Raw genomic sequence first — 15,515 nt, forward strand, 5'->3', positions numbered from 1 at the left:
CCCGGCCGCTCCACGGGGCCCGGCCGGAACCGTTCGGCCGGAACCGTTCGGCCGGCCCGCGTTCGGTGACCGGGCTCAGTCGGGTGCGACCGTGCCGTCCGTCAGGCCGTCGTACATCCCGCGCACCAGCTGTTCCCCGAGCCGGCTCGCCTGCCTGAGCGCCCGCTCGAACTCGTCCAGCGCGCGGAACCGGCCGCCGTAGCGCCGCTGTTCCTCCAGCGGGAGCCGGGGCAGCTGGAGCCGGCGCACGTCCAGCCGGGTCGCCGTGGAGGCGTAGCTGCTGGCCTGCCGGTTGTTGGCCGTGCCCCGCAGGAACCCGGCGAGGAACCACGGGTCGAGGGCCGACCGGTCCGGGCGCAGCAGCACGAGGTTGCGCCCCAGGACCGCGCCCCCGGTCGCCTCGTCGACCACGCGCGCCACCGATCCCCCGCCGACCACCGGTACGACGACGTCCCCCGGCTCGGTCAGTACGGCCTCCTCCTCGCTCTCCGGGAGCGTGCCCGAAGGCGCCGTTCCGGCGAGCACGTCATGGTCGGTGAGCACCGGCACGCGCGCGTGGCCGCCGTTCCCGCCGGTGCGCATCACCAGCGCGCCCCCGCGCGCGAGTTCACCGACCGTGGTCAGCGGCCAGCGGGCGGCCGGCGCCGGGTCGGCCGGGGGCGGGGTGAGGTCGGTGGTCAGGCGCAGGGTGGCGCCCAGGCGCTCACGCACCCGCGTGAGCTGCTCCGCGCCGTCGGCCACCGCGGCCGGCGGCAGATGGCGGGCGGGAGCCAGGTCCACGTCGTCGTCCAGGAGGTCGATGACCGGCACCGAACGGGCGAGCCCCGGCCGCTCCGCCGGCCGCCCCGTGCGCGTGAAGGCGCCCCAGGCGTCCGTCACGGCCTTTCGCACCGCGTCCCAGTCCGGACCGCCCCGCCCCTCACCGGCGAACCTCCCGGTGTCCACGAGCAGCACCTCCGGCGTCGCCGGCGCCCGGTCGGGCCGGCGCAGCACCCACAGGTGCAGCGGGATGTTGTACGGCGGTGCCGCCCCGACCGGCAGCGCGACCACGGCCCGCAGCGCGCCCCGGCGCAGCAGATCGGCGCGGATCCGGCGCCCGGAACGGCGGGACGCGGCGGCCGGCGGCATGAGCAGCACGGCGGTGCCGCCGTCGGTCAGCCGGGCCAGCGCGTGCTGCACCCAGGCCAGTTCGGACTCGGTGCGGGCCGGGAAGCCGTACTCCCAGCGGGGGTCGTAGGCGAGTTCGTCGTGACCCCAGTTGCGCTCGTTGAACGGCGGATGGCACAGGACGACGTCGGCGCGCAGAGCGGGGTGCGCGTCGGCGCGCAGGGTGTCACCGGCGGCGGCGCGCACGGTGGCCCGGCCGTGCAGCGCGAGCCGCAGCGCGCTGATCGCGGCCAGTTCGGGGGCGCTGTCCTGGGCGTACAGCTCCTGGCCGGGGCGGGTGGCCACGGCGCGCAGCAGGGCCCCGGTGCCACAGGCGGGGTCGAGGACGGTGCGGGCCGGGCCGGCCAGGTCGGCCATGAGACCGGCGAGTTCGGCCGGGGTGAGCGTGTACTGGCGGGGGTTGGCGTCCAGGTGCCGGCCAAGCAGGAACTCGAACGCCTGCCGTGCCCCCATCTCGGCGGCCAGTTCGGCGGCACCGCGCAGGAGGGGGGCGGAGAGGAGGAGTTGGGGGCCGGTGGGAGTGCGTAGGGCCGGGGCGGCTGAGGTGCCTGAGGTGCCTGAGGTGCCTGAGGTTGCTGTGGCCACTTGGGCGATCGGAGCGGTTGCCGGGGCGGTGTGAACGGTCCCCGCGGTGTGCGGAACCGACTGGGGGTTCACGGGCTGTGGCGTCTGTGGAGTGTTCACAGGCGGTGGCGTCGGTGAGGTGTTCACGGCCGGGGGCGTGAGAGCGGGGTTCACACGGCCGGCCTCGGCGCCGGTGTGCACACCGGCGGCATCGACGGCGGCGTTCACACCGACAGCGTCACCACCCGCGTTCACACCCCCGGCGCCGACAGCCCCGGCCGCGGCCGCGCCCCGCGCCCGGCGCCCCGCCCGTCCCGACGGTCCCCCGAGACGCGGGATCAGCACCTGGTCCAGCGCCCCGGACAGGATCGCGGCCAGCCGGGCGTCGGAGCCCGCGCTCGCGTCGAGCCAGACGGTGGGCCGCTCGTGGATCAGCAGCAGCACACAGCCGGTCTGCACCAGGGCCGGCAGCGGTCCTTCCGGGTGCCCGGCGAGTTGCTGCCAGACACGTTCGCGCAACGGCACCTCGGCGAGTTTTCCCTGCTTGCGCAGCCAGGCCTCGACCTCGGTGAGCGCGAAGGACGGGCTGGTCTCGGTGCCGCCCACCGGTTTCGGGAAGTCGGCGTGCCGGCGGCGCCAGTTGCTGACGGCGGCGCGGCCCACCCCGGCCAGCCGCGCGATACCGGCGGCGGTCACCTCTGTCGCGTTGTCCTGCACCGGCCCCGCTCCCCTCGTCCCGTGTGAGCACCGAGCATACCGACGTACACAAGGGATGGCGGTTCACGGCGTGTAATGCACTCGATCTGTGAACCGTGTTGACTCGGTTCACAGGCTCTGGTCTTATTGACCCAGCGAACGAGCGGCCACCGGAGGGGGAGGCCGCAACGTCTGGGGAGGGGTTCGCCATGGGGATGAAGGCCAAGGTCGCGCTCGGTGCCGTCGTGGGGATCGTCGTCATCGGCGCCGTGTCCGCCAACGCCGGCAGCGACAGCAGCAACGGCAAGGACGGTGGTTCCGGCGGTGGGGACAAGGGGGCCTCGGCGTCGGCCGAGCACAAGTCCGGTGCCGGGAAGGGCTCGGAGGGAGCCGGGAAGTCCGAGGCGAAGCCCGAGAAGAAGGCCGCCTTCGGGGGCGACGGCGAGTACCGGGTCGGTACCGACGTGAAGCCGGGGACGTACCGCACGACCGGTAACGACGACGGCATGTGCTACTGGGAGCGCGCCAAGGACGCCTCCGGCGAACTGGACTCCCTGCTCGCCAACGACAATGTCAGCGGGACCAGTTACGTGACCGTCAAGGCCACCGACAAGCTGTTCAAGTCCAGCGGCTGCGAGGACTGGGAGGCCGTGGACCCGAAGGCGAAGGGCACGCCCGCCTCCTCGATGGACGGGGACGGGGGCATGTTCAAGGTCGGCACGGACATCGCGCCGGGCACCTACAGGTCGACCGGCAACGCCGACGACTCCTGCTACTGGGAGCGTACGAAGGACGCCGGCCACGGGCTGGACTCGATCATCGCGAACAACAACGTCACCGGTACGGCCGTCGTCACCATCAGCCCGTCGGACGCCTACTTCAAGACGAACGACTGCGGCACCTGGAAGAAGGCCTGACCCGTCCGCGCACGCCCCACTTCTCGCGCGGCACTCTCCTACCCCCCACTTCTCACCCCCCACCTCTCAGCACCTACTTCTCAGCACCTACTTCTCTCAACAAGGAAACAGTCATGCGTCGTACCGCACTCGCCGCCCTCTGTCTCGCCGCCGCGGCCACGGCGGGACTCACCACCGGCTGCCAGCCGGGGCAGGACTCGGCGGACAGCAAGCCGAAGGGCCCGTTCGCCGGGCTGAGCGGCGGTCAGATCGCCGACCGCGCAATGAAGGCCACCACGGGCGCCTCGTCCGTGCGGCTGAAGGGCCGGGTCACCGACGACGAGAGCAAGGGCGTCATCGACATCGACATGGCGATCGACCACGACGGCCAGTGCGCCGGCACGATGCGCATGAGCGGGCAGGGCAAGGCCGACCTGATCAAGACGGGCAGCACCGTCTACATGAAGTACGACGAGGCGTTCCTGCGCGCCCAGAGCGAGGGCGAGTCCAAGGAGGACACGCAGGCGGCCGTGGACATGCTGGCCGGGAAGTGGACCAAGATGGCCGTGAAGGGCCAGGACGCCAAGGACATCGCGAGCTTCTGCGACCTGGACTCGGTCCTCGGCGACATGAGCGGCGGCGGCACGGCGGGCACCACCCGCGGGAAGACGACGCAGGTCGACGGCACGCCCGCGATCACCCTGCACGAGAAGGACGGCAAGGAGCGCTACACGGCGTACGTGGCGACCGAGGGCAAGCCGTACCTGCTGCGGGTCGACAGCGTGTCCGGCGGGAAGGAGCCGGAGCACCTGTCGTTCCTCGACTACGGCAAGCCGGTGCCCGCGAAGAAGCCCACGGGCGAGATCGTCGACCTGGACGCGCTGTAACAGCCGACGCACCGTGGCGGCCGACGCGCCGGAACGGCCGGTGCCGGGGGCGGGGCGGCCCGGCACGGGGTCACAGGGGGTGGCGCATCCATACGTTGGGCTCGGTGTAGACGGCGTACCCGTGCTCCGGTTCGCAGCGGACCGGGGCCAGTGCGCCGGGCACCTCGACGTCGCCCACCGTGTCGAAGGGCAGCCCGGTCCAGCGGCGCCACTCCTCCAGCGAGCCGGTCACGGTCATGGAGGCCGGCGCGATGGAGTCGATGGCGGCGCCGGCCCGGGCGTGCACGCGCAGCCAGGGGTCCGCGGGCAGCCCGTCGGGGCGGACCCGGTGGGCGTACTCGGCGATCGGGGTGCGCGGCTCGCGGTGCTTGGCGTTGGGGCGCACGGGGGCGACGACCTCGCGGAAGCCGCGGGCGCGGGCGTTGGCGCGCATCGCCGAGAGCATGACGGACGACAGGCCCCGGCCCTGGGCGTGCGGGGCGATGGTGACCGCGATGGCGCTGACGGTGTCCGGGCGGGTGCCGTGGCGCAGGTCGGCGAAGGCCCACACCAGGACCTGGTCCCAGCCCCGGGCCGGCAGGGTGCGCCGGCCGTCCAGGCCGAGGGCGAAGGGCACGCTGTAGGCGTGGGCCACGACCCGGCCGTCCGCGTCCTCGGCGAACAGGGTGTACTCCGGCAGTTCGGTGGGGACGCGGCCGTAGTGGGCGTTGCCCACCAGGTCGTGCGTGACGAACTCGGGCCAGGTGTCGGCCATGCCGAGCACCGCCCCGAGCCGGTCGGGCCGCTCGGCGAGGCTGCTCACCTTGATGTCCATGGCGGTCACGGTAGGCGGTGCCGCCCCGGGCGGGACGGCGAATTGCCCGGCGGCGGGACGGTGGTGCGGCCGGTGCCCGTGCGGGTCACCGGGCGCGGGTCACCGGGCCCGGAAGCGCTCGGGTGCCTTGGTGGGGGTGCCGCCGGTGGGGAGCTTCTGGCCGGGGCAGCCGGCGAGGACCTTCCTCATGGCGCTCCGCTCGGCGGCGGTGACCCACAGGCCGTACTTCTTCTTGACCGCGACCTGGGCGGCGACATAGGCGCACCGGTAGGACTTGTCCGGCGGCAGCCAGGTGGCCGCGTCGCCGTCGCCCTTGCCGCGGTTGGTGCCGGCATCGACCGCGAGGAGGTTCAGGGGATCGTTGGCCAGCGCTATGCGCTTGCTGGCGTCCCAGTACTTGGCGCCCTTCTGCCAGGCGTCGGAGAGGGCGACGAGGTGGTCGATGTCGACCTGGCTGCGACCGCGCCGGTAGGTGATGTCCTTGCCGGAGTAGGGGTCGGGGTCCAGCAGCCCGTAGAAGACCTTGCAGTGGCCGCCGGTGAACCGCGCCTGCTTCAGGTCGCGTTTGAGGATGTCGTCGCGGGTGTCGCAGGAGTTGGAGTCGGTGTCCGCCCAGGCGGTGCCGAACCGCTCCCGGGAGTAACCGGTCTTCGGCGCGCGTCCCTTGACGGTCAGCGAGTCGACGGCGGCCAGGGCCGCGCCTCCGGTTCCGCTTCCGCTCTTCGCGGGCCCGGAGGCCCCCTCGGTCTGCTCGGCCGTGCAGCCGGCCACGGCGACCAGCACCGCCACGGCGATGGCCGCTCCGCCCCTCGGACGCGTCACAGTGCGTCTCCCTCCCTCACCCTGGTCCGCCCCGCAGGCGCGGGCGGATCGTTCCGCTCACCACCGTAACTGCCCGCTGTGGCCCGCCAGATGCCAGCGCAAAGGGGCCGCCGGGGAGCAAACCGGGTGCTAGTGGGAGAAGGTGACGGGCCGTTGCCGTCCGCGCGCCCCCGGCCGGGTTTGACCTTGTCACTGGGTCAGGGTCCGGCGATCCCCGTGTGACCGAGAAGAGCAACGAGAACAGCCGACCCGCCGGCCCCCGTACCGTCGCCGTCCAGACAGGACAGGAACGCCCGTACGTCGTCCATGGTGCGGCCCGCCTCCGGCAGCCGGCGGATGCCGCGGACCCGGACGGCCGTACCGGTGGCGTACGCGCGGTAGCCGTTGGCCGCACGCACGGACGTGATCAGGCCCTGCTGCTCTTGGTGGCGCAGGGCGCGCGGTGCCGTCCCGGTGGCCTCGGCCGGCTCACCGATCCGCACGCGCGGCCCCGCCCCCGTACGTCCGCCGTCACCCCAGGACCGAGGTGAGGAACTCGCCGACCCAGGCCAGCAGTTCGCGGCCGACCAGCGGCTTGCCGCCCACCTTCGCGGTCTTCGGGCGCGGGACCAGCACCTGGTGGGCGGTGGGCTTGATGACCGTGCCCGGGTAGAGCCGCTTGAGCCGCAGCTCCTGCGACTCGCGCAGTTCCACCGGCGCGAAGCGGATGTTGGTGCCCTGGAGGACGACCTCGCCGACGCCGCACGCGCGCGCGAGCATCCGCAGCCCGGCGACCAGCAGCAGGTTCTCCACCGGCTCGGGCAGCTTGCCGTAACGGTCGGTGAGTTCCTCGCGGACGGCCTTGATGTCCTCCTCGGAGTTGGCCGAGGCGATCGAACGGTACGCCTGGAGGCGCAGCCGCTCGCCGGGCGCGTAGTCGTGCGGGACGTGCGCGTCGACCGGCAGCTCGATCTTGACCTCGAGCGGGGCCTCCTCCTCGATCCCGCCCGTCTCCAGCTGGCGCCGGTAGTCCGCGACGGCCTCGCCGACCATGCGGACGTACAGGTCGAAGCCGACGCCCGCGATGTGCCCGGACTGCTCGCCGCCGAGCAGGTTGCCGGCGCCGCGGATCTCCAGGTCCTTCATCGCGACGTACATGCCGGCGCCCATCTCGGTGTGCTGGGCGATGGTGGCCAGGCGCTCGTGCGCGGTCTCCGTCAGCGGCTTCTCCGGCGGGTACAGGAAGTAGGCGTAGCCGCGCTCGCGGCCCCGGCCGACGCGGCCGCGCAGCTGGTGCAGCTGGGACAGGCCGAAGGTGTCGCCGCGCTCCACGATCAGCGTGTTGGCGTTGGAGATGTCGATGCCGGACTCGACGATCGTGGTCGAGACGAGGACGTCGAACTTCTTCTCCCAGAAGTCGACGACCACCTGCTCCAGCGCGGACTCCGACATCTGGCCGTGGGCGGTCGCGATGCGGGCCTCGGGGACGATGTCGCGGAGTCTGGCGGCGGCGCGGTCGATGGACTCGACACGGTTGTGGATGTAGAAGACCTGGCCCTCGCGCAGCAGTTCGCGGCGGATGGCGGCGCCGATCTGCTTCTCCTCGTAGGGCCCGACGAAGGTGAGCACCGGGTGGCGCTCCTCCGGCGGCGTGGTGATCGTGGACATCTCGCGGATGCCGGTGACCGCCATCTCCAGGGTGCGCGGGATCGGGGTGGCGGACATGGTCAGCACGTCGACGTTGGCGCGGAGCTTCTTCAGCTGCTCCTTGTGCTCGACGCCGAAGCGCTGCTCCTCGTCGACGATGACCAGGCCCAGGTCCTTGAACTTGGTCTCCGAGGAGAACAGGCGGTGGGTGCCGATGACGACGTCCACGGAGCCGTCTTTCAGCCCTTCCAGGACGGCCTTGGCCTCGGTGTCGGTCTGGAAGCGGGACAGGGCCCGCACCTTCACCGGGAACTGTCCGTACCGCTCGGAGAACGTGCCGAAGTGCTGCTGCACCAGCAGGGTCGTGGGGACGAGGACGGCGACCTGCTTGCCGTCCTGCACGGCCTTGAAGGCGGCCCGGACCGCGATCTCGGTCTTGCCGTAGCCGACGTCGCCGCAGACCAGGCGGTCCATGGGGACCGACTTCTCCATGTCCTCCTTGACCTCGGCGATGGTGGTGAGCTGGTCCGGGGTCTCCGCGTACGGGAAGGCGTCCTCCAGCTCGCGCTGCCAGGGGGTGTCGGTGCCGAAGGCGTGGCCGGGGGCGGCCATGCGGGCGCTGTAGAGCTTGATCAGGTCGGCGGCGATCTCCTTGACGGCCTTCTTCGCGCGCGCCTTGGTCTTCGTCCAGTCGGCGCCGCCGAGGCGGTGCAGGGTGGGTGCCTCGCCGCCGACGTACTTGGTGATCTGCTCCAGCTGGTCGGTCGGGATGTACAGCCGGTCGCCGGGCTGGCCGCGCTTGGCGGGCGCGTACTCCACGACCAGGTACTCGCGGGTGGCGCCCTGGACGGTGCGCTGCACCATCTCGATGTAGCGGCCCACGCCGTGCTGCTCGTGGACGATGTAGTCGCCCGGCTCCAGGGTGAGCGGGTCGATGGTCTTGCGGCGGCGGGCCGGCATCCGGGCGCCGTCGCGGGTGGCGGTGCGCTGCCCGGACAGGTCGGTCTCGGTGAGCACGGCGAGTCGGAGCGCCGGGTCCACGAAGCCGTACTCGATCGACCCGCAGGAGACGTGCACCACGGAGGGGCTGAGCTCGCCGAGGTCGTTGTCGAGGCGGGCGGCGATGCCCTCGCCGCCGAGGACCTCCGCCGTGCGGGCGGCCGGGCCGTGGCCCTCGGTGACGAACACCGCGCGCCAGCCGTCGGCGAGCCAGCCCTTGGTGTCGGCGAGGGCCCGCGCGGTGTCGCCGCGGTAGGTCTCGGGGGCGTGCATGCCGAGCTTGAGGGTGTCGCCCGCCGCGTCAGCGGCGAATTCCTCGTCGGCGGCGAACGGGGACACCGACCACCACATCATGTCCAGCTCGCGCGCGCGGTCGCGGACGTCGGCGATGGACCGCAGGGAGGCCGCGCCGACGTCGATCGGGGCCTCGCCGCCGCCGGCGGTGGCCGCCCAGGACGCCTGGAGGAACTCCTGGCTGGTGGCGACGAGGTCGGCGGCGCGGGTGCGGACCCGCTCCGGGTCGCAGACGACGGCCATGGCGCCCTCGGGCAGGACGTCGAGCAGCAGCTCCATGTCGTCCACGAGGACCGGGGCCAGGGACTCCATGCCCTCGACCGCGATGCCCTCGGCGATCTTGTTCAGGAGTTCACCCAGTTCCGGGTGTTCCTCGGCGAGGGCACGCGCGCGGGCGCGGACGTCGTCGGTGAGCAGCAGCTCGCGGCAGGGGGGCGCCCACAGGCCGTGCTCGGCGACTTCGAGGGAGCGCTGGTCGGCGACCTTGAAGTAGCGGATCTCCTCGACGTCGTCGCCCCAGAACTCGATGCGCAGGGGGTGTTCCTCGGTGGGCGGGAAGACGTCCAGGATGCCGCCGCGTACGGCGAACTCGCCGCGCTTCTCGACCAGCTCCACGCGCGCGTAGGCGGCGGCCGCGAGGGCTTCGACGACGTCGTCCAGGTCGGCGCTCTGGCCGGTCCGCAGCGCCACCGGTTCCAGGTCGCCGAGGCCCTTGACCTGCGGCTGGAGGACGGAGCGCACGGGGGCGACGACGACGGAGACCGGGCCGGTCTCGGGGTCGTCGGGGCGGGGGTGGGCGAGGCGGCGCAGGACGGCGAGGCGGCGGCCGACGGTGTCGCTGCGGGGGCTGAGCCGCTCGTGCGGGAGGGTCTCCCAGGAGGGGTACTCCGCGACGCCCTGTTCGGGCAGCAGGGAGCGCAGGGCGGCGGCGAGGTCCTCGGCCTCCCGGCCGGTCGCGGTGACCGCCAGCACCGGGCGGCCGGCCTCACGGGCCAGGGCGGCGATGGCGAAGGGCCGGGCGGCCGGGGGGCCGACCAGGTCGACGTGCGGGCGGTTGCCGTCCGCCGCCGCCCTGATCGCTTCCGCGAGGGCGGGGTCCTTGACTACGGCGTCGAGCAGACCGTGCAGGCTCATGGAGGGGCTTTCCGTCCAGGGGGTCGGCAACACGAAGGGCCCGACTCGTGTGACGGGCCGGGGCTGTCCAGCGTACGACGGCGGGGGCGGAGGTGCGGGGGGCTGTGGACAACCCCGGGCCGGCGCACAGCGCGGAAACCCGGTGCCGGGGAAGTCCCGCAGGACTCCCGGCACCGGGTCCGCCCGCCGCAACCCCCGTGTGCGGTGGCCGTCGGCCCAGCCCTTCCGGCTGGGCTGCTAATCGGTCGCGATGGCGTTCAGGACGTTCATGCGGCCCGCGCGGAACGCCGGGATCAGCGCGGCGAACAGGCCCACGAAGGCCGAGCCGACGAAGACGCCGGTGATCGTCGGCCAGGGGATCTCCAGGACCTTCAGGCCCTCCAGGGCGAGGAGCTTCTGGGCGGTCGCGCCCCAGCCCATGCCGAGCCCCAGGCCGAGCAGGGCGCCGAAGACGGCGATCACCACGGACTCCAGGCGGATCATGCGGCGCAGCTGGCGGCGGGAGAGACCGATGGCCCGCATGAGGCCGATCTCCCGGGTCCGCTCGACCACCGACAGGGCCAGGGTGTTCACCACACCGAGGACCGCGACGATGATCGCGAGGGCCAGCAGGCCGTAGATCATGTTCAGCAGCTGGCCGATCTGGTCCTTCAGCGCCTGCTTGTAGTCGGTCTGGTCGCGCACGGTCAGCGCCGGGTCGTCGCGCACCACCGACTTCAGCGCCTTGTAGGCGGCGGCTTCCTGCCCGTCCTTGGCGGTGGCGAACATGAGCTGGTCGAGGGGCATGCGGCCGGCCGGGACGTACCTGGCGGCGGTGGCGATGGAGACGTACATGGCGCCCTTGTCGACGACGACCTCGTCGCTGGTGATCGCCCGGACGGTCAGTTTCGCGGTGCGGCCGTCCTCGAAGTGGACGGCGACCGTGGAGCCGAGCTTGATGCCGTGGTCCTTGGCGAAGCCCTCGAAGACGGACATCGAGTCGGGCTTGTAGGCGTCGGCGAGGTCACCGGCGACGGTCTTGGTGCGCAGGTCCTGGACGTAGGTCGCGTCGGCCGCGTTGATGGTCTCCTTCTTGGAGACCCGGCCGTCCGGTGTGGTCAGGGAGGCGTCCAGGAGCTTGTACTCGGTGACCCGCTCCAGGCCGGGCGTGTCCTTGATCTTCTGCACCATCTGGGGCTTGATCAGGTTGTACTCCTGCTCGCCCTGGATGATGAAGTCGGTGCCCACGGTCTTGTCCAGCTGGTCGGTGGCCGAGGCCACCATCGAGGAGCCGACCACCGACAGGCAGGCCACCAGGGCGAGGCCGATCATCAGGGCGGCGCCGGTGGCGCCGGTGCGGCGCGGGTTGCGCAGCGCGTTGCGCTCGGCCATGCGGCCCACGGGTCCGAAGACCCGCAGGATGACCGCGCCGAGGACGCGGACCAGTCCGGCGGCGAGCAGCGGGCCGATGACGACGAAGCCGATGAGCGTGGCCACCACGCCCAGGCCCAGCCAGCCCGAGCCGGTCTTGGCCTGGTCGGCGGTGGCGGCGGTGTACAGGCACCAGCCGCCGGCGGCGGTCAGGAGCAGGCCGGTCACGGCCCGGACGGCACCGGCCTTGGCGTCGGCCGGGGCGCCCGCGTCGCGCAGGGCGGCCATCGGGGAGACTTTGCCGGCGCGCCGGGCGGGCAGGTAGGCGGCGAGGACGGTGACGACCACGCCGAGGAGCAGGCCGATGGCGGGGGTGGTCCAGGCGACGGTGAGGTCGTCGGTGGACAGGTTCATGCCGATCTGGCCCATGAGTTCCATCAGGCCGATCGCGATGCCGACGCCCGCGCCGACGCCGAGCACCGAGCCGAGGACGCCGAGCAGCAGCGCCTCGAGCAGCACGGACCGGTTGACCTGCTTGCGGGAGGAGCCGATGGCGCGCAGCAGGCCGATCTCGCGGGTGCGCTGGGCGACCAGCATGGAGAAGGTGTTGATGATCAGGAAGATGCCGACGAGGAAGGCGATCCCGGCGAAGCCGAGCATCGCGTACTTCATGACGTTCAGGAAGCTCTGGACGTCCTTCTGGTTGGCGTCGGCGACCTCCTTGGCGGTCTGCACCTTGTAGCCGTGCCCGAGGACGGCGGTGACGTTCTCCTTCAGCCGCGCGCCCTTGGCGGCCATGACGTTGACGTCGGTGTAGACGCCGGTCCGGCCGACGAGGGTCTGCTGGGCGGTCTTCGTGTCCAGGTAGAAGATTGCCGCACCGGGGTTGGTGACCTTGAAGGCGGCGATGCCGGACACGCGCGCGTGGTGCGTGCCGACGGCCGTGATCACGCTGATCTCGTCGCCGAGCTTCAGGTGGTGCTTGCCGGCGGTGTCGGCGTCGACCATCACCTGGTCCGGTCCCTTGGGCGCGGTACCGGAGGTGATCTCCATGGTGCGGGCGTCGTTGCCGTTCCAGCTGCCGACGATGGTGGGGGCGCCGCTGGTGGGCGACAGCTTGTCCTTGCCGGCGTCGATGACGGTGACCGCGGTGGAGAACACCGTGCCCTCGGCCGACCGCACCCCCCGGGCCCCGCGGACCTTGGCGACCACGGAGGCGGGCAGCACGGGCGGCTTGCCGGTGCGGGAGGTGGTCTGCCCGGTGTCGGAGGAGCCCTTGGCGCTGACCTGGACGTCCGAGGACGTGGCCTGGAAGAGCTTGTCGAAGGTGGTGTTCATGGTGTCGGTGAACACGAGCGTGCCGCACACGAACGCCACCGACAGCAGGACCGCGATCGCCGACAGCGCCATGCGGCCCTTGTGCGCGAGGAAGTTGCGCATCGAGGTCTTCAGCACGGTCATGACGTGCGCCCCCGGGCGTCGAAGTCCTTCATGCGGTCCAGGACCTGCTCGGCCGTCGGCTGGTACATCTCGTCGACGATCCGGCCGTCGGCGAGGTAGAGCACGCGGTCGGCGTAGGAGGCGGCCACGGGGTCGTGGGTGACCATGACGATGGTCTGGCCGAGTTCGTCCACCGAGCGGCGCAGGAAGCCCAGGACTTCGGCTCCCGCGCGCGAGTCGAGGTTTCCGGTCGGCTCGTCCCCGAAGATGATCTCCGGGCGGGCGGCGAGCGCGCGGGCCACGGCGACGCGCTGCTGCTGGCCGCCGGAGAGCTGGGTGGGGCGGTGCTTGAGGCGCCCGGCGAGCCCGACGGTCTCCACCACGCGGTCCAGCCAGGCCCGGTCGGGCTTGCGGCCGGCGATGTCCATGGGCAGCGTGATGTTCTCGATCGCGTTCAGCGTCGGCAGCAGGTTGAACGCCTGGAAGATGAAGCCGATCCGGTCCCGGCGCAGCTGGGTGAGCTTCTTGTCCTTCAGGCCGGTGATCTCGGTCTCGTCCAGGTAGATCTGACCGCTCGTCACGGTGTCCAGGCCGGCGAGGCAGTGCATCAGGGTGGACTTGCCGGACCCGGAGGGGCCCATGATCGCGGTGAACTGGCCGCGGGCGATGTCCACGTCGACGTGGTCCAGGGCGACGACACGGGTCTCGCCCGACCCGTACGCCTTCACGACCTGCCGCGCCCGCGCGGCAACGGCCGTACGCCCTCCAGTGCCCCCGTGCCTGGGAATGGTCACAGCCGATGTCACGGTATGTCTCCTATGTCGGTTGACAGGTCGTGGTCGATGTCCCGGTGTTCCGGGCGTCGTCCTGGGTTACGTCGATGAGTCTCGCGGTCGGCGGGGGTGCCGCGCGCTGGTGCGGAGCCCCGTCTTTCCCGGGGGTAATCCCCACCCCCGCCGGTGCGGTCCGCCGCCCCCCAGCGGCGTACAGCCAGGTTAGGGAACGCCCCCGGCCGGTCTCGTCCTCCGCCGGGACGAACCCTCCCCGAGCCGTAGTACGGAGGAACCCCTAGGGGTGCTCCACCGCCGGGTGGAGCCGTTCTCGGGGTGCCCTCCACCCGTCGGTGCGCGAAGCCTCCACCCTTTGGCCGCGTCGGGCTCAGGCCCGGCCCGCCGTGGGAAGCTGTCGTCCCGGTGGTACGTGCAGGGGGCACGGGGTAGCGTCCGACAGGGACCACGGGAGGGGTGCGCGGTGGGGAGGACGACACCGGCGGTGCGCGGCGGAGCCGGCCGGCGGCAGGACACCCGGCGGCGGGGCGCGGTGGTCGCCGCGCTCATGCTGGCGATGGCACTGGCCGCACTCGACTCCACCGTCGTCTCCACGGCCGTACCGCAGATCGTCGGCGACCTCGGCGGGTTCTCCGTCTTCTCGTGGCTGTTCTCCGGCTACCTGCTCGCCGTCACCGTGACGCTGCCCGTGTACGGCAAGCTGTCCGACACCTTCGGCCGCAAGCCGGTGCTGGTGGTGGGCGCGGCCGTGTTCCTGCTCGGCTCGCTGCTGTGCGCGGCGGCCTGGAACATGGGGGCGCTGATCGCGTTCCGGATCGTGCAGGGCCTGGGCGGCGGGGCGCTGCAGGGCACGGTGCAGACGCTGGCCGCCGATCTGTACCCGCTGGCGGAGCGCCCGAAGATCCAGTCCAAGCTCTCCACGGTGTGGGCGGTCTCCGCGGTCGCCGGTCCCGGGCTCGGCGGGGTGCTCGCCGCCTACGCCGACTGGCGCTGGATCTTCCTGGTGAACCTGCCGATCGGCGCCGCCGCCCTGTGGCTGATCGTCCGTCACCTGCACGAGCCGGAGCGGGAGCAGGCCCGCCCCGCGCGCGTGGACTGGGCCGGCGCGCTCGCGGTGTTCGCGTGCGGCGGGGTGCTGCTGACCGCGCTGGTGCAGGGCGGGGTGGCGTGGCCGTGGCTGTCGGCGCCGTCGCTGGCCCTGTCCGGCACGGGCCTGCTGCTGGTCGCCGTGGTGGTGTGGGTGGAGCGGCGGGCCGCGGCGCCCATCATCCCGGGCTGGGTGTGGCGGCGCCGGACGATCGCGGCCGTCAACCTGGCGCTGGGCGCGCTGGGGCTGCTGATGGTGGCGCCGAGCGTGTTCCTGCCGACGTACGCGCAGTCGGTGCTGGGGCTCGCGCCGGTGGCCGCCGGGTTCGTGCTGTCGGTGTGGACGCTGAGCTGGCCGGTGTCGGCCGCGCTGAGCCAGCACGTCTACCGGCGGATCGGCTTCCGGGACACCGCGCTGCTCGGCATCGGCCTGGCGGCGCTGATCCTTTTCGCGTTCCCGTTCCTGCCGTATCCGGGGTCGTGGTGGCAGCCGACGCTGCTGATGCTGCTGCTGGGCGGGGCGCTGGGGCTGTTCCAGCTGCCGCTGATCGTCGGGGTGCAGTCGACCGTGGGCTGGTCGGAGCGGGGCACCACGACGGCGTCGGTGCTGTTCTGCCGGCAGACCGGCCAGACCCTGGGCGCCTCCCTGTTCGGCGCCGTCGCCAACGGCGTGCTGGCCGCGCGGCTCGGCGGGGCGGGCGACCTGGACTCCGTCACGCGCGCGCTGGACGACGGTACGGCTCACGAGGCGACCCGGCGGGCCATCGCCGAAGCGGTCCACGCGGTCTACCTGGGCGCGGCGGTCGCGGCGGCCCTGGCCTTCGTGGTGCTGCTGGTGGTGGCGCCCCGCCGGTTCCCGGTGCTCCAGGACTGAACCCGGGCGGGTTGACGCGGGTGACGCCCCAGGTGGCGCGCCCGTCCTCCCGGGGGTAAGCGCATACCGACCGGCCAG

At 72.6% G+C, this 15,515-nt stretch carries 9 protein-coding genes and 1 pseudogene; 3 read left to right on the forward strand and 7 right to left on the reverse strand.

Annotation, left to right across the window (positions count from 1 at the left end; genetic code table 11):
• Window positions 1-75: 75 nt before the first annotated feature.
• Window positions 76-2,448 carry an N-6 DNA methylase gene (locus AB0947_RS09195; RefSeq protein WP_366749661.1) on the reverse strand — a complete coding sequence of 791 codons (2,373 nt, stop codon included), beginning with the start codon at window positions 2,446-2,448 and terminating at the stop codon, window positions 76-78.
• Between the two features lie 188 nt (window positions 2,449-2,636).
• Between AB0947_RS09195 and AB0947_RS09200 the strand changes: the two genes are divergently transcribed.
• Both AB0947_RS09200 and AB0947_RS09205 read left to right on the forward strand, forming a co-directional pair.
• Window positions 2,637-3,344: a hypothetical protein gene (locus tag AB0947_RS09200; RefSeq protein WP_366749662.1), complete on the forward strand. Its 708-nt coding sequence runs from the start codon at window positions 2,637-2,639 to the stop codon at window positions 3,342-3,344.
• Between the two features lie 113 nt (window positions 3,345-3,457).
• Window positions 3,458-4,210: a hypothetical protein gene (locus AB0947_RS09205; protein ID WP_366749663.1), complete on the forward strand. Its 753-nt coding sequence runs from the start codon at window positions 3,458-3,460 to the stop codon at window positions 4,208-4,210.
• A 70-nt stretch (window positions 4,211-4,280) separates the two neighbouring features.
• Here AB0947_RS09205 and AB0947_RS09210 read toward each other — a convergent pair whose 3' ends face one another.
• The 6 genes and pseudogenes from AB0947_RS09210 to AB0947_RS09235 form a co-directional block, all read right to left on the reverse strand.
• A complete protein-coding gene (locus AB0947_RS09210) occupies window positions 4,281-5,024 on the reverse strand; it encodes an N-acetyltransferase (protein ID WP_366749664.1) in 744 nt (247 codons plus the stop codon).
• A 99-nt stretch (window positions 5,025-5,123) separates the two neighbouring features.
• A complete protein-coding gene (locus AB0947_RS09215) occupies window positions 5,124-5,846 on the reverse strand; it encodes an HNH endonuclease family protein (protein ID WP_366749665.1) in 723 nt (240 codons plus the stop codon).
• A gap of 260 nt (window positions 5,847-6,106) precedes the next feature.
• Window positions 6,107-6,328, reverse strand: a pseudogene (locus AB0947_RS09220) (MerR family transcriptional regulator); the annotation flags it as partial.
• Between the two features lie 28 nt (window positions 6,329-6,356).
• Window positions 6,357-9,899, reverse strand: a complete 3,543-nt coding sequence (mfd, locus tag AB0947_RS09225) for a transcription-repair coupling factor (RefSeq protein WP_366749666.1) — start codon at window positions 9,897-9,899, stop codon at window positions 6,357-6,359.
• 237 nt (window positions 9,900-10,136) lie between these two features.
• Window positions 10,137-12,710 carry an FtsX-like permease family protein gene (locus AB0947_RS09230; RefSeq protein WP_366749667.1) on the reverse strand — a complete coding sequence of 858 codons (2,574 nt, stop codon included), beginning with the start codon at window positions 12,708-12,710 and terminating at the stop codon, window positions 10,137-10,139.
• Window positions 12,707-13,495, reverse strand: a complete 789-nt coding sequence (locus AB0947_RS09235; protein ID WP_366749668.1) for an ABC transporter ATP-binding protein — start codon at window positions 13,493-13,495, stop codon at window positions 12,707-12,709. The genes AB0947_RS09230 and AB0947_RS09235 overlap by 4 nt, the downstream gene beginning before the upstream one ends.
• A 445-nt stretch (window positions 13,496-13,940) precedes the next feature.
• On the opposite strand from AB0947_RS09235, the gene AB0947_RS09240 reads away from it, so the two are divergent.
• Complete coding sequence (locus tag AB0947_RS09240; RefSeq protein WP_366749669.1) at window positions 13,941-15,437, forward strand: MFS transporter; 1,497 nt, start codon at window positions 13,941-13,943, stop codon at window positions 15,435-15,437.
• The last annotated feature ends 78 nt before the right edge of the window (window positions 15,438-15,515 follow it).

This window comes from Streptomyces sp. NPDC047841 (assembly GCF_040704085.1).
Lineage (GTDB): Bacteria > Actinomycetota > Actinomycetes > Streptomycetales > Streptomycetaceae > Streptomyces > Streptomyces argyrophylli.